The following is a 21,610-nucleotide window of genomic DNA, read 5'->3' as shown; positions in this document are numbered from 1 at the left end:
TTTCGGGGCCTGAAGTCACAGTGCAATCGGAGCCTTCGCAAGCGCAGGTGGAATTCCGCACTTAGGCGGACAGGGGTTTGTTAGTACATCCCGGATGTGTGATCGGGAAGCAGTTCGCAATAGATGTTTTGTGGAGGAACTAAATGCCAGTCATGACTTCCTATCCCGGCGTGTATGTACAGGAGATCCCAAGTGGGGTCCATACCATCGCCGGCGTGGCAACTTCGATCGCGGCCTTCGTTGGCTGGGCACCTCAGGGGCCGACAACGTCAGCCGGTCTCGTGCTGAGCTGGTCGGACTACAACCGTCTGTATGGTGGGCTGGACACTCGCAGCCTGCTCGGCTACGCGGTGTCGCAATTTTTCATCAATGGCGGCCAGCAGGCGTACATCGTACGAATCGCAGGCAGCGATGCGAAGGCCAGCGTGGTAGCCATCGGCGGTGTACTTAGTTTCACCGCAAAGAATCCGGGCGCATGGGCAAGCAACTACGCAATCGCGACAAAGAAGCAGACGGCTGACCCGACCCGCTTTCGCGTACAGGTCGTCTACGCGCCGCCGGGCGCGCTTTCCGAGACGGTCGTAGAGTCGTATGAAAATCTTTCCATGGTCACGCCCGATCCGCAGGGACGCTATGTGCTGGATGTGATCAACAAGCAATCGAGCCTCGTGCAGGTTGTCATTGTCGGCGGAGCAACAGCTCCGCCAGCGGATACGCCTCTGCCCACGGCGGCCAAGCCGCTCTCTTCTCCGCCGCTTGCCGGGGGAGCCGATGGAGCAGTGCTTGCCCCAAGCACCAACAGCGCTGCGGGTGGGGCATTTGAGACGGCCCTCTTCCCGGCGACCCCGGGCACGGGGGTTCCGCTGCTCGACCAGGTGGACCTGTTCAATCTGCTTTGCATCCCCGGCGAGATTGTCGGCGCGACGCTGAGCACGGCGGAGACCTTCTGCGAGGGGCATCGCGCAATATTGATTTGCGACTCTGACCCGGGCATTACCGACTACACGAAGCTGCAGACCGGGCCGCCACTAACCGGGACGAACAGCGCATTCTACTTTCCGTGGATACTCGCACCCGATCCTCTAAACCAGAACCGGCCCGCGAGCTACCCCCCCTGCGGTTTTGTAGCGGGCTTGTATGCACGGACCGACACAAATCGTGGAGTCTGGAAGGCGCCTGCAGGAACAGAGGCGTCCCTAGCAGGAGTCTCCGGAGTCGCGGTGCCGCTCAATGACAAGCAGAACGGCGTGCTGAACCCGGTCGCGGTGAACTGCATTCGAAACTTCAGCGTGTATGGGACGGTCATCTGGGGGGCACGCACCACGGCGGGAAACGATGAGCTGGGTTCCGAATGGAAGTATGTTCCAGTCCGCCGAACTGCGTTGTTCATCGAAGAGAGCCTGTATCGCGCTTTGAAGTGGGCCGTCTTCGAGCCGAACGATTCGCCGCTGTGGGCCGAGTTGAGGCTGAATGTCGGAAGCTTCATGCAGAACCTCTTCCGGCAGGGCGCGTTCCAGGGGACAACGCCGACCGACGCTTATTTCGTAAAGTGCGACGGCGAGACGACCACGCAGAACGACATCAACCTGGGCATTGTGAACGTGCTTGTGGGCTTCGCTCCGTTGAAGCCAGCCGAGTTCGTTGTCATTCAAATTCAGCAGATCGCCGGTCAGATCGCGACCTAAATCGCGACTTAAGGAGAGAGTTCCATGGCACAGTTCACAGTCAATGCACAGCGCTTCGATCCGTACAAGAACTTCAAATTTCGGGTCAAGTGGGACGGCAAGTATGTCGCTGGCATCAGCAAGGTAGGTACGCTCAAGCGGACCACTGAAGTGGTGAAGCATCGCGACGGCGGCGATCCTTCGTCAAGCCGCAAGTCACCGGGCCGCACCGAGTACGACGCGATCACGCTGGAGCGCGGCGTGACCCACGATCTCGAGTTTGAGAAGTGGGCAAACAAGGTGTGGAGCGTTGGGGCGGGACTCGGTTCGGAGGTTTCGCTCAAAGACTTTCGCAAAGATCTCACGATCGAGATCTACAACGAAGCTGGGCAGCTTGCGATCGCGTACAAGATCTACCGGTGCTGGGTATCGGAGTTCCAGGCAATGCCCGACCTGGATTCGAATGCTAACGCAATTGCGATCCAGCATATCAAGCTCGAGAACGAGGGCTGGGAACGCGACCAGGCTGTGACCGAGCCGACTGAGCCATCCTTCACCATTCCAGCGGGGGCTTGATCTATGCGGGCAATGACCGCATCGGACTTCCTGAATGTTTGGGAAGAAGGCTTGGACCGCCTGCCATATGAGCGCGCGCTTGCGATCCTCGAAAGCGCCTGTCCGGAGCTTTCGCGGGAGCAGGTGCGTGAGCTCAGCATCGGACAGCGTGACGGACTGTTGCTTGCCCTGCAGGCATCGACGTTCGGGCCAGAGCTGACAGCGCTAAGCACTTGCCCGCGATGCCGGACGGCAGTTGAGGTAGCAGTCGAGGTGGCACAGTTGAAGCAAGCAGCGACACTGTCCTCCCTAAGCGGCACGGAAAGCACGGCGATCATAGTTAGAGATGGACGGGAATTTCAGGTGCGGCGACCAAACAGCTCGGACCTTGCAGCGGCGGATGGAATGGAGCCCGAACAGGCTGCTTCGAAGATCCTGGCCCGGTGCGTCACGTCGGAAGGTGTACGGGTGGATGCAACAAAACTATCCGCCGAGACTGTCGAGCAGCTTACGGAGAAGATGGCGGCGCTCGATCCGCAGGCGGAGTGTGTACTGGAAGTGGCTTGCGCCGCGTGCGAAAGCTCATGGCTGGAGCGGTTGGATATCGTGGCATTTCTATGGAGCGAGCTTGACGCGTGGGCAAAGCGGACGCTGCGTGAGGTTCATGCATTGGCAAGCGCGTATGGATGGACCGAGACCGAAGTGCTTTCCCTAAGCGCATCCCGGCGACAAGTCTACCTTGCGATGGTGAACACATGAGCGACTTTCTGAAGCATCTTGCCGACAGAAGTTTTTCATCCTCTATGACCCTGAAACCGAGGGTTCGATCGATCTTCGAGCCGACGGGCAAGGCGGCAGTCGTCGCACCATCGGAGATAGACGTCGAAGGAGGTCCAGATGCGCCCACCGAACGGGAGCGGAAGCCTTCGATGGTGGCCGAGCGTCCGCGAGACGAAACACCTGAGGATAGTCGAAAAGGTCTAAGATCGCGTCCAGATGACGAAAACGCCCTCCGCCCCGTGCGAGAACCCGAATTCCAGACACACGTGACGTCGCAGGCCGAACCGCCGGAGCGGACGCGTACTGGCGTTTCAGCTCAGGAACCGGCTCGATCAGTGGCGTCTGCTAAGCCTTCAGGTATATCGGTATTCGAAAGCACCCGCGAGATTGAACGAGCTTCCACGCCAGAGAAGAGCCACGCAAACAAGCACTTTGTCGCGCAGGATGGAAATCGAGAACAGGAAAAGCCGGTCGCCGCAAAGAACATCTCTGATCGGATCGAAAGAACCGAAGAGAAAGAAGCTCCGCCGAGACCACGCGCGAGTAACGCCGAGACTGAACCGAAGCCGATTCCGTCGTCGACGGAAAGCCGAGCAGCTTTTCCACTGTTGAGCCGTCCTACGCTCGCGCACATTGCAGTGAAAGAGGTGGCAGCAATGCCCACGCTGCGTTCGAAGGCTGAGGCAAAAGAGCGCTCAACAAAGATCGCTGCATCCGACACGGAGCGAACGATCCATATCAGCATCGGCCGTATAGATGTGATCGCCGAAACGAGTCAGACTTCCTCACGCCCGGCCACGAAGAAGGCCCAGGACGGCATATCGCTTGAGGACTACCTGCGGCAGAAGAAAGCCGGAGGGATGGGATGAGCAGCGCGGCGGCAGTAGCCGCGGCGACGATGACGCTCCAGGCGATCCTTGGCGGCGTCACCGCGGATCCGAGCCTTTCAGACACGATGGTGACGATCCTGCCGCCGGACAAAGCTCGCGGAAACCTGAATTCGAACCAGTTGAATCTATTTCTGTACCAGGTCCTTCCGGACGCGGCGTGGCGCAACATGAACGTGCCTTCGCAGGTGGCACCAGGCGAGAGTGGAATTCCGCCGCTGGCGCTCACCCTCTTCTATCTACTAACAGCGTTCGGAAAAGACAACGATGCAACAACACCCAACGGCCATCTTCTGTTGGGAAGCGCGATGAGCATCCTGCATGACCACGCTCTGCTTGGCCCCCAGGAGATTCAGTTGGCGACGGCGGCTTCCCTGCCCGGCAACAATCTTGACACGCAGGCGGACCGAGTGCGCATCACGCTGCAGCCGCTTTCCATTGAAGAGATATCGAAGCTGTGGACCGGTTTCGCAACACAGTATCGCTTGTCAGTTGCCTACGAGGTGTCCGTAGTGTTGATCGACAGCACCCTGCCTTCGCGCACGCCGCTGCCAGTGCTCACGCGCGGACCGGGAGACAAAGGCATCGCTTCGCAGACCAATCTGTCTTCGCCATACCCTGCGCTGACTACGATTGGGTTCGCAGCGAATCAGGTGGTTGCACAACTCGGCGGCACGCTGACCTTGATGGGTTCGGCGCTCGACGGTACAAGCATCGGAGTGCTCTTTAGCCACCCACTCTTCGCGAACCCAATCGAGGTCGCGCCGATCGCAGGGTCATCGAGCACGCAGATATCGGTGCAAATACCATCCGCTCCCGCGCTGTGGCCGGCAGGATATTACACGGTGGGTGTAATGGTGCAGCGCCCGGGCGAGAGCTATCGGCGCTCGACGAACCAGCTCGCGTTTGCGCTGGCCCCGAAGATGACGATCACGCCGAAGACCGCGCCGGGACCAAATATCACCTACACGGTGACAAGTTCGCCACAGATATGGCCGACACAGCGGGCCTCTCTTCTGCTGGGTAGCCAGGAGGTCCTGTCCGAGGCGCATGCGACGCAGACGGCGACGCTGACCTTCAACGCGGCTGCACTTCCCGCCGGCGATCTCTACGCTCGTCTGCGGGTGGACGGCGTGGACAGCATTTACATCAATCGCTCGACAACGCCCCCGGCGTTCGATCCGACGCAGAAGGTGACGGTGTCATGACGGACGCCAGCACATGGCTCGATGGGAACTCGAAGTATCTGTCGGCAGCGGTAGCGTGGGTGCGCGCCACCTTGCAGGACCGCGTCGACAGGCGGGAGGCAGAGGCTGCCCCGATGCAACCAACGGCGCGACAGCAAACCACATCGCCGCAGCCTACTCAGCCACCAAGCAAGCTCAAGACCGTCGAGCGGGTGGTTGAAGCAGTAGTGGAGACGGCCGTCGTTGATGCCGTCGAGCGCGAGACCTTCTGGAAGTGGAAAGGATTCGCGCCGCGTACGCAGCCGAAGCCATCGACCCCGATTTTGCTTGGCCCCGGAACGCCAATTCCGACACCTCCCGCACCGGCCGAGCCACCACCAGAACCACCACCAGAACCTGCGTCGGCGCCGCCGGTATCTCAATCGCTGGAGGCCGCAAAGGCGGCCCTCGATGAAGCGGCTTCGGCGATCCATCCACCGCCGGCTTTGCTGATCCTGTCACAGCTTCTCGGACTCTCCCCGTTCGAGCGGGACATTCTGATGTTATGCGTGGGCTTCGAGCTGGATTCCGAAATCGCGGCGCTGTGCGCGCGGTGCCCGCCCGGCTCGCGGCAGCCGACATTCGCGCTCGCCTTCTCGTTGTTTCAAGAGGCATCCTGGGACGCGCTGTCGCCTGAAAAGCCGCTGCGTTTCTGGAAGCTGGTAGAGATTATCCAGAACAATGGCGACGCGTTGGCGGCGAGCCCATTGCGTTTGGACGAGCGGCTCTTGAGCTATGTAAAAGGGTTGAATACGCTGGATGAACGGCTGAGTCCGTACCTCGAGGCCCTTGACACCCAGTCGAATGGGCATCCACTTCCGCCCTCCCACTCGTTGATCATCGACCAGATTCTTGCCCGGTTGACGCAGGGCGAATCGGCCGCGCCGATGATCCAGTTGCTGGGCAACGAAGGGGCGACGAAACAATCGATAGCCGGCGAGATTACGCGGTCGATGCAATTGCAGCTCTACAAGCTACAGGCAGCGTTGCTGCCTACGCATGCGGCCGATCTTGAACTGATGGGACGGCTGTGGCATCGCGAAAGATTGCTGATGCCACTGGCCTTGTTTGTAGAGGCACCAGCGTTCGGAGCGGAGCCACAGGCCGGTCCGTCGAAAGCATTGCTGGGGAGGTTCCTCGATCGCGTCGGAGGCTCAGTATTCCTGGACACGCGCGAAAGCTTTCCGGCTTCGACGAGGCCATCGCACTCGGTTGATGTAACCCGTCCCACAACGGCAGAGCAGGTGAATGCGTGGAAGGATTCACTCGGCGAGGCGGCAGGAGACATTCCGGCGCGACTGGCAGACCAGTTCAACCTCGATCTGCCAACGCTTCACACGATTGCGCACGAGAGCCTGACCGCGGCAGACCACGCCGATGTCCCCTTGGCGGACCGTTTATGGACGACGTGCCTGCTCTCCTGTAGGCCAAAGTTGGATGGGCTGGCGCAACGGCTCGAGCCGAAGGCGACCTGGGATGACTTCGTTTTGCCGCCACATGAACTGAACCTGCTGAAGCAGATTGCCGAGCAGGTTGCGAACCGCGCAACCGTCTACCAGACGTGGGGCTACTCCGAAAAGCTCAGCCGCGGGCTGGGGATCAGCGCGCTCTTCGCCGGAGACAGCGGGACGGGCAAGTCGATGGCTGCCGAGGTGATCGCAAACCACCTGAAACTCAACCTCTATCGCATCGACCTCTCGGCAGTGGTAAGCAAGTATATCGGCGAAACCGAGAAGAACCTGCGGCAGCTCTTCGACAACGCGGAGATGGGCGGGACAATTCTTTTCTTCGACGAAGCCGACGCTCTGTTTGGCAAACGCAGCGAAGTGAAGGATAGCCACGACCGCTATTCGAATATCGAAGTGAATTATCTGCTCCAACGGATGGAGGCATATCGCGGACTGGCAATTCTCGCCACAAATAGCAAGAGCGCGCTCGACCTCGCGTTCTTTCGCCGGCTGCGCTTCGTTGTGAACTTCCCATTTCCGGCGGCAACGGAGCGCAAAGCCATCTGGCAGCGTGCATTCACGGCAAGTGTGCCGAAAGACGACCTCGACTTCGATCGTCTGGCCCGGCTCAACATCGCGGGAGGCCACATTCACAGCATCGCCCTGAATGCGGCATTTCTTGCCGCGAGGGAAAAATCGAAGGTGACAATGCCGCTGATTCTTGACGCGGCCAGAACGGAGTTTCAGAAGCTCGAGCGGCCAATCAACGAACTGGACTTCCGCCTACCGGCGCGATCTGTTTCGACGACATCAACTCCGGAAGCAGCTCCAAAGGGAGCCACCGCATGAAGATATCGCTGCATATCGATCGACTCACTATGAAAGGCTTGCGGTTGTCGAACTCCGAACGCGGAGTCTTGCGGGCAACCATCGAACGAGAGCTGGCTCAGCTTGTCGAAAACGACGCAAACATATCTGGTCTGGAAAGCAGATCGACCATCTCGGCGCAGTCCCCACGATTAAGGCTTGGGCAGGACCAAAGTCCCGCAACGATTGGGAGGCAGATCGCACAATCCGTTTACAGCAGCCTGGGTCCGACAGACGGTCGCATAAGAACCCGCACAGGAAACACGACGCAACGGAAGAGCTCGGGGGCAGCGCTATGAGCAGACAAGCGGCAGTTTCGACGAGACAGGGCGCGGCGGTAAAGCCCACGCAGTCTTCCGGTAGCCTGTTCAGCACCGGCCAATCAGCGTCGCGACAAATAAGCGTGCAGCGGCAGGCCAACGGCAATGCAATGCATTCGGATGCGGCAGCGGCGGTGAGAGGAACGGTGGCCCAACCCGGACGGCCGCTCGATGCGCAGACGCGGTCGCAGATGGAGCCGCATCTCGGCTATGACCTCAGCAGCGTGCGCGTACATACGGACCAGGACGCGGCTTCCTCGGCAAGAGCGGTACAGGCAGTGGCCTATACCGCAGGCTCGCATATAGCGTTCGACACTGGCCGATATAGCCCGGGAACGCTCAGCGGACAGCAATTGATGGCGCATGAGCTGACCCACGTCGTGCAGCAATCGCAGGGCCCGGTCGCGGGAAATTCGATTGGAGATGGAGTGCAGGTGAGCCACCCGTCGGACTCGTTTGAGCGCGAGGCGCGTGCGGTTGGAGACGCAGCCACACAGGAACGGACGGGCGGGAATGAGTGCAAGGCAACACGGCGGCCCGCCTCGTTATCGTCGAATGGTCGGGCAGCAGAAGGGATGTCGGTCCAGAGGGTAGAGCCGAACGCTGCGCAGATTCAAAGCCAGACGGACTCGGCAGCGACGAGCGCGTCTGCGGCGAAGACGAGCGCGAAAGCGGCGGATGCAAGCGCAGCCATCGCCGGTGTCAGCGCACTTACAACTTTCTATACCGGTTTGAAATCTGCGAACCTGGCTGCCCGCTCCGCAGAGGCGGCGGAAGATCCGCCGACAGCGGAGCCAACGAGCGGCGGTATCAACGTGACTGATGCGGACATTCCGGAGATCAAAGGGCTGGATCTGAAAGAGATTGGCGCTCCGGATAAGGACGTCGATTCGGAGACCGACGAGACAGGAAGCGAAGAAGAAACGACCCAGGGAAAAGGGAAATCCGCAAAAAAAGTTACCACTAAATCTTCTAAGTCCAAAGTCTACAAACCAGCGGATAAACCTGACTTCCAGAAGACGTATCACCTTCTAAACATTAATCAGGGTAAAGAAAACTCAGCAGACTTCTTTGTAACGATTCATGCCAACGGCAGCGATATCAAAGACGGCGGAACCGAGCCGGGGCAAGCCACGGGATATGAGGGTGGGTCCGCCAACAGCAACGCATCAGTCACCTTCAAAGCAAGGGCCGGGGCGCACGATAAAGAAGGAAATGCCACCGCACGAATCCTGCTGGGCGGCACCAACACGCCCCCACGGAAGTCACGCAGATCAGGATTGGTTGCCGGCTTCGAACAGTTCTTCGGCAGTGGCGGGCCAGAGGTGAATAAAGACTACAAGGTGCAACGTTTCGGCGGAGCGGTTCGTTTCTCGGCGAATGAGAAAGTCGGCCCCGTGGTGGAGCGGATCAACGCAGGGCCGGACGCCCGAGGCGCGCGTACAAACAAGGTCGCGGCGGGCGACGCGGAGACGCCGATCGTCGTGATCAGCCTGAATCCCGACCCATCAACGGCGGCGGCGACAGCCAGTAAGACTCCTGATGCAGGCAAAACCGCCACAGCCGCAGCACCCGCTGCGCCAGCGACACCGGATGGTAAGACGGCATGAGCGCATTCCCTGGATCGCCTCGCATTCTGAAGGGTGGCCTTGTGCTGCTCGACCCGGACACCTATACGAAGGTTCTGCAGGTGATCGTGCTGCAGTACAACCCGGACAGCTTCACGCGGACCCTGAAGATTCAGGGCGCGGAGGAGGGCGGCGATCGCTCTGAAGCCCTGCGTCTGAAGGGGCCACCAGTCGAGACGTTCAAGGTAGACGCCGAGATCGACGCGACCGACCAACTCGAGTTCCCGGACCAGAATCAAGGCACGCTGCAGAATGGAATCTTTCCCCAACTCGCCGTGCTTGAAACCATCGTATATCCAAGCTCCGCGACGCTTCAGAACAACTACACGCTCGCGCAGCAGGGCACGCTCGAAATCCTGCCAATCCAGGCGGCGTTTGTGCTCTTTGTCTGGAGCACGAACCGCATCGTTCCGGTGCGCATCACCGACCTGAGTATCACCGAAGAAGCGTTCGACGCGAAGCTGAACCCGATCCGCGCGAAAGTAAGCCTGGGCATGCGTGTGCTCAGCACGGACGATCTCGACTTCGGCAACAAAAGCGGCAACCTCTACATGGTCTATCAGCAGAACAAAGAAACGCTCTCCAGAATGCAGGCGGCTACCGCACTCACACCCCTTGGAATTCGAGGTATCTGATGAACAGCAACATGCCGACCGATCCAGTACAGGCCCTCCTCGCGCAGACTTCGCTCGAGCGCAATCTCTTCACGCCAACCAGCCGTTACTACGGTCTGCCGACCACAAGCATGACCGCGGCGAATGGTCGCACAATAATCTATCTCACCCGGCGGTTCGTCCCTCCAGCAGATTCATTCCAGTTGCTGCAAACGGCAACAGTGACGCAGGGACAACGCCTGGACAACATCGCGGCGCAGTATCTCGGCGACCCGGAACTCTTCTGGCAAATTGCCGATGCGAACAGCGCGATGCGTCCCGAAGACCTGCTCACGACGCTGGGAAGCAAGCTGCGCATCACGCTGCCTCAAGGCATCACGGGAAGCTCATTATGAACAGGGGTTTCTATCTAACGTTAATGATGGGTTCGTTCTCGGCGAGCCCGGTGCCGCAGCCTGTCATCGATGCGCTGACAGATGTGAGCGTCTCATCGACGGTCGGGACGCAGGCAGGCTTTCAACTCAGGTTCACCATGGGTAAACAATCCGTGGTGCAGAAGATGCTCAACGCGGGAGCCTTCGATCCCCGGCAGCGTGTCATCATCGCCGTGACCATCAACGGGGCGACCGAGGTGTTGATGGACGGCATCATCACGCGGCAGGACATCAGCCCATCCGACAAACCGGGCAAATCCACACTGAGCATCACAGGGCTGGACCTGACGGCGCTGATGGACTTTCTCGATCTCACAGGCATCCCTTATCCGGCGCTTCCCGACTTCGCGATCGTCGAACTGATCCTGGCGAAGTACGCCGTACTGGGGGTCATCCCGCTGGCGATCCCGGCAAGCATTCCACAGATCGAGAACCCGCTGGATCGATTCATCAAGCAGCAGGGATCGGACTACAGCTTCATCAGCGCGATGGCGAGAGGTGTGGGCGCGGTATTTTATCTCGACCCCGGGCCCACGCCGGGCAAGAGCCTGGCGTACTGGGGGCCGGACATCAGCAAGCTGTTCGGCAGCCCGCAGTCGGCGCTAACCATCAACTTCGACGCGAACACGAATAGACGAAGTTGTCTAACGACTGGAGTCGCCTGTGATGTATCGATGCGCTGAGCTTCTCCTACGACGGAACAATCGCGACGCAATACTTCGCGACCATCATCGAGCCGACGACGAAGATCCCGATACCGATACCGATACCGAACATCGACTTGCTGAAAGCGCCGCTGGCGGCCCATGCGCCGACTCCGCTCAAGAGTCAGCAATTGAGGCCGACGGCCAACGAAAACATCGTAGGCGCGGCACTGCTAGCGCTCGCAGCGTTGTTCAAAACGTCGGAAGTGATCAGCGGGAGCGGGCAACTGGATGTACTGCGTTACGGAAAAGTGTTTAAGGCACGTCAGCTTGCCGCAGTGCGCGGAGCCGGCGGCTACTACGACGGAAAGTACTACGTGAAGAGCGTGACCCACAACATCAAACGCGGCGAGTACAAACAAAGCTTCACGCTGGCGCGAGGCGGTACGGGATCTTCTGTCTCATCGGTGAGTGTATGAAGGAAGGCGAGAAGTATTACGGAATCTATCGCGGCACGGTAGTGCTGAATATCGACCCATTGTTGATGGGCCGGATCTCAGTGCTCGTACCCGACGTCTCGAGCATTACGCCGACGACGTGGGCCATGCCTGCTCTGCCCATTGCCGGCAAGCAGATGGGGACATACATGGTGCCGCAGATTGGCGCGGGAGTCTGGGTGCAGTTCGAAGCAGGCGACCCCGACCGACCGGTGTGGACGGGCGGCTGGTGGGGCAGCACAGCGGAGGTGCCGCCCCTCGCGCTGCTGGGCGTTCCCGGAGACCCGAACATCGTCATTCAAAGTGCATTGCAGAATGCGATCGTCGTAAGCGATCTGCCGGGCCCGACAGGCGGCATCATGCTGAAGAGCACAACCGGGGCCACGCTGATCGTGAACGATACGGGTATTTATATCCAAAACGGCAAGGGTGCCAGCATCACGCTTGTAGGCCCGTCGGTAACGGTGAATGCAGGCGCGCTGGTGGTGGTCTAGCGTTACGAACTTTGAGGGAAAGGTATGCCAGGTTTTTTAGTACATGTCGGCGCAACGGTGCTCTGCTCACACGGCGGCCAGGCGCAACCAACGGTGCCAAATCCTCGAGTTATGGTAAGCGGGCAGTCGACCGTGCTGATCAGCGGGCCTTATGCGGTCGCGGGATGTACGCTGCCGCCGCCCATTGTTGCCAACGGGCCTTGCGTGACGGCGACATGGATTCCGCCGTCCGGATCCACTCGTGTGCTTTCAAACGGCCAGCCTCTGGTCGTTCTCAGTAGTCAGGCGTTATGCGTTCCATCGGGAACGCCGCTCATTATTTCGGTGACGCAGACCCGCGTCACAGCGATGTAGCAGAGAGGAGGTTCGCATCGTGAATATCGCCTATCCGTACCAGATCGACGGTCGCGGTCGCACCGCGTCGACCGACGATGACGACCACATCCGCGACATGATCGAGCAACTGCTGTTTACCAATCCGGGCGAACGGTTAAACCGGCCCGACTTTGGAAGCGGGCTCTTGCAGGTTGTCTTTTCACCCAATAGCCGCGAACTGGCGTCGGCGCTGCAATTCACCACGCAGGCCGCGGTGCAGCAGTTTCTGGGAGACCTGATCGACGTGCAATCACTGACCATTACGGCCGATGATGCGACCCTCAACGTCATGTTGAGCTACATCGTGAAGAGTACAGGCGACAGCCGCACCGAGACTTTTGTGCGAAGTTCTGCTGGGCAGTAAGCAAGTAATTGGAGCACATATGCAGACATTAGACCGGATGTGCAGCGACCAGAACAGGCTCGAAGATGTGCGCAAGGCGGCGTTGCTGGGGCTTGACTATGTCGAGCTCGGCGAGAGCCAGACGACCTTGTATGTCTACTTTCTGGGCAAGGCGCCGGAAAAGATCGAGCGCGCAAATGTTGTGATTACAGGCGGCAGCCGGATCATAGGCATCGTTGTCACGTCGCTGCGCGTCGTTCGACAGAAGGATCCAACGCTGGACGATCATCTCGAACTGAGAGTCGATAAGGCGGGCGACTTCTCAACTTATACACTGCGCTGTGTCGCGCTTGACGAGAGTGGGATGCCGACGGAGACCCCCATGCAGGGGTTCGACCGCTTTTACGCGAGCGTTTCATTCAGCTTCAAGTCGGACTGCCCGACCACTCTCGATTGCAGAACGCAGCCTTGCTGTCCGGCTGAAACTAACGATGGGCCCGAGGCGAATTACCTCGCGAAAGACTACGAGAGCTTCCGCCAACTGATCCTGGACCGGCTCGCACTCATCATGCCGGAGTGGCAGGAGACCCATGCAGCCGATCTCGGGGTCACACTGGTGGAGCTGCTCGCCTACGCTGGCGACTCCCTGAGCTACTTCCAGGACGCTGTGGCGACCGAAGCCTATCTTGGCACCGCACGCGAGCGTATCTCGGTGCGCAGGCATGCCCGGTTAGTCGATTACAGGATGCATGAAGGCTGCAACTCAAGAGCCTGGATAACGATCGGTACAAGCATCGATCAACCGCTCGATCTGAGTGCGATTTATTTCATCACGGCCTACCCCGGGTCGCCGGCAAACTCGATCCTCGCGCCTGCAGACCTGGTGAATGTGCCGGCCACGGAGTATGAGGTCTTTCGCGCGATAACAACCACGGAAACCTCGCAGATCACGATTTTCGCAAGCCACAGCAAGATCAGTTTGTACACCTGGGGAGACTGCCGCTGCTGCCTGAGCAAGGGCTCGACCTCGGCGACCCTGGTAGATGGATGGGTACAGCCCGCTGCGAGCAACCCGCCTGCTGGAAATATTGGCGCGGCCACTTACGAGCACGGGCCGGACAACGCAAAGGCCGGCGATGCTCCGCCATCCGACACTGGCGGGCCGTCACGTGTGCTGCAACTCAAGGCGGGAGATGTGCTGATCTTCGAAGAGGTCCTTGGCCCTCACACCGGCAACCCGGCGGATGCCGATCCAAAGCATCGCCAGGCGGTTCGTCTGACCAAAGTGACTCAATCCGTCGACAAGCTCTACAGCTCAGCCGGACAATCGGACCAGCAACCGGCTGGGCAGCCGGTCCTTGAAATCGAGTGGGACTCTGAAGACGCTCTTACGTTTCCGCTGTGCCTGTCCTCGCGACAGCCCGCGCCCGATTGCTCCTGCATGGAAGACGTCAGCGTCGCGCGCGGCAACGTGGTCTTGGTCGACTATGGCCAGACTGTGAGCGAAACGATTGGCATTGTTCCCACCGCATCCTCAGCCCCGACCTGCTCGGATTGCTGCACGCCCGCATCGATCACGATCACTGCGGGGCAATTTGCGCCCACGCTTACGCGGGAGCCCTTGACCTCGCGGCAACCAATAGAAGTAACCTGCTCGGCGGCGGGGATGGTGGTACAGGACCCGCGCACCGCGCTGCCGTGCATCTCCCTGAGTGAAATCCCGGCGGGGCCGCTCTTCACCGCGACGGACGCGCAGCCGCTGTTTACCTTCGATGATTTTGCTCTGCCATTCGGTCTGGCGAAAGCGCTCAAGGACAAGACGAACGCCGCGGCTCAGTCTTTGCGGGGCAAGCTGAGTAAAGCTACACAACAGCAGATAGCGGCGTGGGACGGATCGGAGCCGTTGCCCTCGACGTTGCAGATTGCGCTTCTCGGCGACCTTACGACGCTCACGCGGACGTGGTCGCCTGCAATCGATTTGCTGGAGTCGGGGCCGGATGACCAGAGCTTCGTCGTTGAGACAGACAACGATGGCTACGGGCATCTGCGCTTCGGCGATGGCGTCTTAGGCATGTCGCCTGAAGCGGGCAGCGAGTTCAAAGCGAGCTACCGTATCGGCAACGGGACGCACAGCAACGTTGGGGCCGAATCGATTCGTTACATCGTCTTCGAGCAGGAAACCCTGAGCGGAGTAACGCTCACGCCGCGCAATCCACTAGCGGCGACTGGCGGGGTCGATCCGGAACCGATTGAAGAGGTCAAGAAGTTTACGCCGTACAGTTTCGGCAACGTGCTTGAACGCGCGATTACGGCGGACGACTATGCGGCAATCGCAAAGGACAACGCCCGTCGGCTTGCCATCCGCGACACGCTTATCCCGGCCGATCCAAGCATCTGCACCTCGCGCTTTCGGCGTTTGCAAAACGCCAAAGCAGTACTGCGTTGGACGGGAAGCTGGTACACGGCAACCGTGGCGCTAGACCCCGAAGAGGAAGAGGGCGCGGACACGTCGCTGACCGAAGAGGTCAAGCTATACCTGGAACCTTTCCGGCGCATGGGATACGACCTTCAGGTGAACGCCGCGCAATATGTGCCGTTGAAGGTTACGATTTGCGTCTGTGTTCTGCCGAACTACTTTCGCGGCCATGTCGAAACTGCGGTGCGCGCTGCTTTGGGAAGCTCGAAGCCTTGTGGCGGTTCCGAGGGACTCTTCAGCCCCGACCGGCTCACGTTCGGCCAGGGCATCTATATCAGCCAGTTGATCGCCGCGGTGCAGGCAGTGCCCGGTGTGCTGAGCGTGAAGGTCACGGAATTGGAGCGGCTAAGCAGCGCAGAGATGTTCTCCGGGCCGGCGAAGTCAGAGGTCCCGGCGAACTCTGTGTTCAAGCTTGGGCCGCTTGAGATCGCACGGCTGGACAACGATCCGAACACTCCCGAGAACGGTGTGCTCGTGCTTGATATGCGAGGTGGACGATGAGTCATTCGAGTTGCGGCTGCTGCACCGGCGTTGAAGTTGTCACTCCGCTGCCGGAGACTAATCGGCCCGGGCTACCTGCGCTTGGATATCGCATGGGCACGCACGGATCGTTCTTCGAAAGCATGATCGCGCGGCTTTCGAGTCTCGCGCTCGACGTCGCCGAGGGTGATGCCGACCCGACCCTTACACGCGTCTATCCGCTGCGAGCTCTCACGACGCGCGAGTTGTCGGATCCATCGATTGCACTGCTCGATGCCTGGGCCACGGTTGCGGACGTGTTGACCTTTTACCAGGAACGAATTGCGAACGAGGGTTATCTTCGGACCGCAACCGAACACCGGTCCATTCTTGAACTGGCGGGCCTGGTCGGATATCGACTGCGACCGCCAGTCTCTGCAAGTGTCTACCTGGCATTTACTGTCATCGATGGGTTCAACGGGGTGATCCCATCCGGGGCGCGCGCGCAAAGCATTCCCGGCCCGGGAGAGCAGCCGCAGTTCTTCGAATCGTCCATCGATCTTGCAGCGCGCGACGTATGGAACGCGTTGGTCCCGCGAACAACGCGTTCGCAGTTCATCTCGTTCAGCGCAGACGCGACGAAGAACGGCACGGAGGGCACCGACGCAGCGACCCGCGATACGATGTACTTCACCGGCTTAACGACGAACCTGACCGCTGGCGACAACATCCTGATCCAGGCCGGTGAAGACGGATCTTTTGTTCAATTGCGCCTCATCCGGACGGTCGACGCGCAGGCCGGTGCAAACCGCACCGAGGTGACCCTGGACCGGCCTGCCTCAAATTTCACCGGGACTGCGGCAAGTATTGCGTCATCGATTTTTCAGCCCTATATCGATGAGGCGGCGAGCATCTTCGTGGACATCGATCTGGGCAACCAGGTCTCCAATCTCCTAACCACATTTCTCAAAAATGTGGCACTCACAGACGATCCTGCCTCGCTTGCCGCATCGATTCGGCCCCAGATTGAGGGCTGGCATGACCTGAGTGTGAAGCGGCGTTTCAGTCGGCTGGAGCCTTGGCTGGCCGACCTGCTCCGCGACATCAGCCAGTTCCGGAGACAGGTGTCCGGGTACGGCAACGGATCCTATTCCGGCGGAAAGCCCTTCGCACCCGCACCAACGGGCGCTGGCGGGCTCGCCGGAGAGGAGTCGGGTTACAAGCCTTTGCCGATGCTGGCAACGCTTCAGCAGGGTGCACCGGGCTCTGCGCTCACAAAACTCTCGCAGGTGCTTACTCCCCTGGCGCTGCCTCCTTCGGTGCAGCCTGCCAATGCGGTGCGCCTGAAGCGTAACGTCCAGCAGGCCTTCTCGCGTCAGAGCGATCTCGCACCGCGACTGCTCACCGCACTGCACCCGCGAGTTGCGCCGACCCTTTACAAGGCATGGAGCGGCGCGCAGGCAGCCTCCGCGCAGGTGTCGGTGAGTGCGATTCGCGTGAAGGCAGGCTTGTTCGCGAGCACCAGCAGCGGGCTGCCTGGTTATGACGGAAACAACAAGCTGATCGGCTTCGGGGGGGTGTCGATCAAGCCCGCTTGGGGTTCGCTCGCTCCCGATACTGGGGCATTGCCGACAGTGGCGCTCGATAGCACTTACAACAAAGTCGTCGCAGGAACCTGGATTGCAATCTCACGCCCGGACATCATTGGCGGAACCGCCACACCGATCACCACCTATCACCAGGTAGTTAGTGTCAACACGGTGACGATGTCCGCAATGGCCGAGGTAGACAACGCAGCCGCAGGCACGGGAGCAGGTGCATCGAAGACACTCGTAAGCTACGGATATAACGCCAAGTCGACACAGTTGACTGTCAACCCTCCGTGGCTGGACGATCTCGCAGACAACAGCGACAGCCTGACTAAATTTCTGGGTTCCGAAACCGCATTGCGCGGCACGGTTGTGTATGCGCAGGCCGAAGAACTCGGTCTGGCAGATGAGCCGCTCGACAACGACATCGAAGGCAGCACAATCGAGCTTGCCAATCTCTACGACGGTCTCGACTCAGGCAGATGGATCGTCGTTTCGGGTGAGCGTACCGATGTTCCGGGAACGACCGGCGTGACTGCCAGCGAGCTGGCGATGATCGCATCAGTCAAGCAGGGCTCGCGGTCGCTGTTGAGCGTCGACTTTCCAACTGGCATTGTTCCGTTCAAGCAGATCGCCTATTACACGGACGCTAACTCCAACGGCGACCGGCTGGCTGTCGGCACTCCCGGGTCCACTACATCCACTCTGCCGCTGCCCACAGTAACAAATCAGGAATACTCCGACGAAGTGCAGTTGGCGCCGGGAGTCTATGCCAGCGCCTATGTGCCGACCCAAGATGAACGCATAGGCAACTTTGGAGACTTCGCAGGGCTGCTGGTCGATCCGGTAAACAATCAGCCCTTTCCCGATGGCGTCATCCCCGCGTCGAGGCTGAGCGATACGATCGCGTGGCGAATTACGACGCGGCCGGTTCATACCATACTTACGCTGGCGAATGCGCTCGCGTACACGTACGATCCGGCAAACACCACGATCAACGCAAACGTGGTGCTTGCCACCAATGGACAGACCACGGGCGAGGTGCTGGGCAACGGCGACGCCAGTGAAGCGTTCCAGAGCTTCGACCTCCACATGTCACCACTCACCTACCTGCCCGCCCCGACTCCGCTGGGCGCGCAGAGCACGCTGACGGTGCGCGTGAATGAGATCGCGTGGAGCGAGACCGACAACTTCGTTCTCTCCGGCCCGCGCGACCGCGAATACGTCACGCAGGCAGACGACACCGATCAGACCAAGGTCACCTTCGGCAATGGAACGCACGGCGCACGGGTCCCCAGCGGCAACGGCAACGTAAAAGCGACGTATCGGTTCGGCACCGGATCGGCTGGAAACGTAGCTGCAAACCAGATCAGTCAACTTGCGACGCAGCCTCTGGGAGTCAAGTCCGTTATCAATCCGCTGGCCTCCTCGGGCGGCGCGGACGGCGATACGACCGACCAGGCAAGAAGTAACGTCCCGATCGCTCTTCTGGCGCTTGACCGACTTGTATCGGTCTCTGACTATGCAAGCTTTGCGCGCGCCTATGCCGGAATTGCAAAGGCAAGCAGCGCACTGATTAGCGACGGGCGGCGGTTGACTATTCATCTCACAATCGCGGGCAACGGGGACATTGTTATCGATCCGAACTCCCTCTTCTACCAGAACCTGTTGCTCGCCCTCATGAAATACGGCGAGCTTCGCCAACCGCTGCAACTGGCGCAGCGTGGCAGCAAGTTGCTCGTCATCAGCGCGGGCGTAAAGTTGCTGCCGGACTACGAAGTCGAATCGGTCTTTCCTGCGATTCGCTCGGCGCTGCTGGCGCTTTACAGCTTCGAGACCCGCGATTTCGGCCAGAGCGCCTATCTCAGCGAGGCGATCGCCGCGATCCAGGCAGTCGAGGGCGTCGCATACCTAAACGTCACAACGTTCGCATCGGTCGCGGATACGGTGACCGGCGATCAACTCGCGGCGCTGGGTTCCACGCTCGGCCTGCAGCAGGTGGTGACTGCGAAATTAGCGCGAATTGATCCGACTCAGACCGACCCGGCACTGCGCATTCTCGCGGCGCAACTGGTGACACTAAGCCCTGACATTCAAGACACTCTCATCCTGACGGAGATCAGCGCATGATAACCGCCTCTAATCCGGACCGGCTTTACGATCTGCTCCCGGCAATCTATCGCACGCGCGACGCCGAGAGCGGCTACCAACTTCGCGCGCTTCTGCAGGTCATCTCGGAGCAGGTGAATCTTGTCGATGCCGACATCGCGCGGCTCTACGATAACTGGTTCATCGAGACCTGCCAGGACTGGGTAGTTCCCTATATTGGCGACCTGGTCGGATATGCGCCCCTCTATCAGACCGGCGAACCGACGCCTGTAAACGATCAGCGTGCGCAGCTTCGGGAACGCATCCTGATCCCGCGCGGCGACGTTGCCAACACCGTGCGCCTGCGTCGCCGCAAGGGAACGCTGGCGGTGCTAGAAGAGCTGGCATCCACGGTTGCGGGATGGCCCTCGCGCGCGACGGAGTTCTACCGCCTGTTGAGCTACACCCAGAACATCAACTTCCTGCATCTGCACCGCGGGCGAACGGTGGACATTCGTGAAGGCGATGCGCTGGCAAATCTGCGCGGACCATTCCAGCACTTCGCGCATGGTGTCGACATACGCGGAATTGCAACCTCGCATTCGTCGGAACTCTACAACGCGTCCGATGTTGGGGTGTTCGTGTGGCGGTTGAAGAGCTATACCGTCACCCAGGCTCCAGCTCTCTGCCTGGATGAAGAGGGGCCGAACTGTTTCCTCTTCAGTGTGCTCGGAAATGACTCGCAGTTGTTCAACCGGCCGCAGCCGACTGCGGGTGCCGCGTCCGGCAAGCTGAATTTCCCGGTGCCGATCACGCGCCGGGACCTCGCCGCCAGGAAGGGCGTAGCGAACTACTACGGGGATGGCAAGAGCATTGCCATCTGGCTGGACTACCCGCGCAAGCTCGTTCCATCGGATCAAATCGTAGCCGCTGACCTGACGGATTGGACGTATCGTCCGCTGCCGGGCAACGTCGCGGTCGATCCGGTTCTGGGACGCATCGCGTTTCCTCCGACCACCGCGCGACGGAGTACGGTGTGGGTCTCTTATTCGTACGGTTTTAGCGCGGACATGGGCGGAGGCGAGTATGGCCGGCCGGTCTCTGAGGCCGCGTCGTCACAGCTATATCTCGTCGGCGAGCAAGAAAGCTTCAACCACATCAACGACGCAATCAAGCAGTGGCAGACCGACGCTCCAGTCAACGCTGTGATCGAAATTACAGACAGCGGTGTTTATGCAGAGCCTGTCAACCTGACGTTGAATGCAGGCCAGACGCTGCAACTGCGCGCCGCAAATCGCAAGCGGCCAGTAGTCCGCTTGTTGAACTGGCAGACCTCGCAGTCCGACGATCTGACCATCACTGGCGCAGCCGCCGAAAACGGCAAGCCCACGAGTTGGTTTGTAATGGATGGCATTATCGTCACTGGACGCGGAGTTCAGGTGCAAGGGGAGCTGGCTGGCCTGCTTATACGCCATTGCACCCTGGTGCCCGGCTGGGGTATCGACCAGTGCTGTGAGCCGACGCGACCGATGGAAGCGAGCCTCGAACTCGATGGCGACGTGGCGTGCGTGCGGATTGAGCACAGCATCCTGGGAGCTATCGAGGTAAACCGGGACGAGGCGCTCTACAATCCCGTCACCATTCACATCAGCGACAGCATTCTCGACGCGACCAGCGAGGAGCGCGTTGCGATCGGCGCGCCGGAAAAGCTCTGCGCCAATGCCGTACTGGATATTCGACGCACCACTGTCTTTGGCAGAATCGAAGCGCGGTCCTTTACGCTGGCAGAAAACAGCATCTTCATGGGCGCGATTCGTGTCTGCCGACGTCAGCAGGGTTGCATGCGTTTCTGCTATGTCACGGAGGGTTCGCGGACTCCGCCCCGCTGCGAGTGCCAGCCCGAACTCGTTGAAACAGCCGCGGTCGCGCTGGCTAAAAGTGAGGGCCTTTCGCTGGCAGACCGCACGAATTGGCCGATCAGCGAACGCCTCCGGGTTCGACCGCAGTTCAACAGCGTTCGTTACGGCAACGCTACCTACTGCCAGCTCGCTGATGCCTGCGCCACCGAGATCACGAGCGGGGCCGACGATCAGTCGGAGATGGGCGCTTTCCACGACCTCTATCAGACGCAGCGCGCTTCAAACCTCGGCGCTCGTCTCGACGAGTACACTCCTGCCGGCATGACCGCCGGAATACGCTTCGCAAGTTAGAAAGGATTTCAT

The 21,610-nt window shown here is 60.0% G+C and carries 17 protein-coding genes; all 17 read left to right on the top strand.

Annotated elements, in window-relative coordinates; genetic code table 11:
- Positions 1-143 precede the first annotated feature (143 nt).
- The 17 genes from GRAN_RS15990 to GRAN_RS15910 all read left to right on the top strand — a co-directional run bounded on the left by GRAN_RS15990 (position 144) and on the right by GRAN_RS15910 (position 21,598).
- Positions 144-1,685 carry a phage tail sheath family protein gene (locus GRAN_RS15990; protein WP_128913972.1) on the top strand — a complete coding sequence of 514 codons (1,542 nt, stop codon included), beginning with the start codon at positions 144-146 and terminating at the stop codon, positions 1,683-1,685.
- 24 nt (positions 1,686-1,709) lie between these two features.
- The gene (locus GRAN_RS15985) at positions 1,710-2,240 is read left to right on the top strand and encodes a phage tail protein (RefSeq protein ID WP_128913971.1); all 531 of its coding nucleotides are present in this window, start codon (positions 1,710-1,712) and stop codon (positions 2,238-2,240) included.
- A gap of 51 nt (positions 2,241-2,291) precedes the next feature.
- Entirely contained in the window at positions 2,292-2,978 is a 687-nt protein-coding gene (locus GRAN_RS15980; RefSeq protein ID WP_128913970.1) for a T4 family baseplate hub assembly chaperone, read from the top strand.
- 170 nt (positions 2,979-3,148) lie between these two features.
- Complete coding sequence (locus tag GRAN_RS15975; RefSeq protein WP_128913969.1) at positions 3,149-3,868, top strand: hypothetical protein; 720 nt, start codon at positions 3,149-3,151, stop codon at positions 3,866-3,868.
- Positions 3,865-5,094: a Pvc16 family protein gene (locus GRAN_RS15970; RefSeq protein ID WP_128913968.1), complete on the top strand. Its 1,230-nt coding sequence runs from the start codon at positions 3,865-3,867 to the stop codon at positions 5,092-5,094. The genes GRAN_RS15975 and GRAN_RS15970 overlap by 4 nt, the downstream gene beginning before the upstream one ends.
- Positions 5,091-7,409 (top strand): ATP-binding protein, encoded by a 2,319-nt coding sequence (locus GRAN_RS15965; protein WP_128913967.1) that lies wholly within the window; start codon positions 5,091-5,093, stop codon positions 7,407-7,409. Before GRAN_RS15970 ends, GRAN_RS15965 begins: the two co-directional genes overlap by 4 nt.
- A gap of 313 nt (positions 7,410-7,722) precedes the next feature.
- A complete protein-coding gene (locus GRAN_RS15960) occupies positions 7,723-9,357 on the top strand; it encodes an eCIS core domain-containing protein (RefSeq protein ID WP_128913966.1) in 1,635 nt (544 codons plus the stop codon).
- Positions 9,354-10,010: a hypothetical protein gene (locus tag GRAN_RS15955; RefSeq protein WP_128913965.1), complete on the top strand. Its 657-nt coding sequence runs from the start codon at positions 9,354-9,356 to the stop codon at positions 10,008-10,010. Before GRAN_RS15960 ends, GRAN_RS15955 begins: the two co-directional genes overlap by 4 nt.
- On the top strand, positions 10,010-10,384 hold the full coding sequence (locus tag GRAN_RS15950; protein WP_241654699.1) for a LysM peptidoglycan-binding domain-containing protein: 375 nt from the start codon (positions 10,010-10,012) through the stop codon (positions 10,382-10,384). The genes GRAN_RS15955 and GRAN_RS15950 overlap by 1 nt, the downstream gene beginning before the upstream one ends.
- The gene (locus tag GRAN_RS15945; RefSeq protein ID WP_128913963.1) at positions 10,381-11,106 is read left to right on the top strand and encodes a hypothetical protein; all 726 of its coding nucleotides are present in this window, start codon (positions 10,381-10,383) and stop codon (positions 11,104-11,106) included. The genes GRAN_RS15950 and GRAN_RS15945 overlap by 4 nt, the downstream gene beginning before the upstream one ends.
- Before the next feature lie 98 nt (positions 11,107-11,204).
- Positions 11,205-11,546, top strand: a complete 342-nt coding sequence (locus GRAN_RS15940; protein WP_128913962.1) for a hypothetical protein — start codon at positions 11,205-11,207, stop codon at positions 11,544-11,546.
- Positions 11,543-12,058, top strand: coding sequence for a phage baseplate assembly protein V (locus GRAN_RS15935; protein WP_128913961.1), 516 nt, complete (start codon positions 11,543-11,545; stop codon positions 12,056-12,058). The genes GRAN_RS15940 and GRAN_RS15935 overlap by 4 nt, the downstream gene beginning before the upstream one ends.
- 24 nt (positions 12,059-12,082) lie before the next feature.
- Complete coding sequence (locus GRAN_RS15930; protein WP_128913960.1) at positions 12,083-12,412, top strand: hypothetical protein; 330 nt, start codon at positions 12,083-12,085, stop codon at positions 12,410-12,412.
- Positions 12,413-12,431: 19 nt separating this feature from the next.
- A complete protein-coding gene (locus GRAN_RS15925; RefSeq protein ID WP_128913959.1) occupies positions 12,432-12,797 on the top strand; it encodes a GPW/gp25 family protein in 366 nt (121 codons plus the stop codon).
- Positions 12,798-12,816: 19 nt separating this feature from the next.
- Positions 12,817-15,753 carry a baseplate J/gp47 family protein gene (locus GRAN_RS15920; RefSeq protein WP_128913958.1) on the top strand — a complete coding sequence of 979 codons (2,937 nt, stop codon included), beginning with the start codon at positions 12,817-12,819 and terminating at the stop codon, positions 15,751-15,753.
- Between the two features lie 92 nt (positions 15,754-15,845).
- Complete coding sequence (locus GRAN_RS15915; protein WP_128913957.1) at positions 15,846-19,430, top strand: putative baseplate assembly protein; 3,585 nt, start codon at positions 15,846-15,848, stop codon at positions 19,428-19,430.
- Entirely contained in the window at positions 19,427-21,598 is a 2,172-nt protein-coding gene (locus GRAN_RS15910; protein WP_128913956.1) for a hypothetical protein, read from the top strand. The genes GRAN_RS15915 and GRAN_RS15910 overlap by 4 nt, the downstream gene beginning before the upstream one ends.
- Positions 21,599-21,610: the final 12 nt, after the last annotated feature.

The organism is Granulicella sibirica, from assembly GCF_004115155.1.
Lineage (GTDB): Bacteria > Acidobacteriota > Terriglobia > Terriglobales > Acidobacteriaceae > Edaphobacter > Edaphobacter sibiricus.
This window is presented reverse-complemented; position numbering and strand designations above follow the sequence as displayed.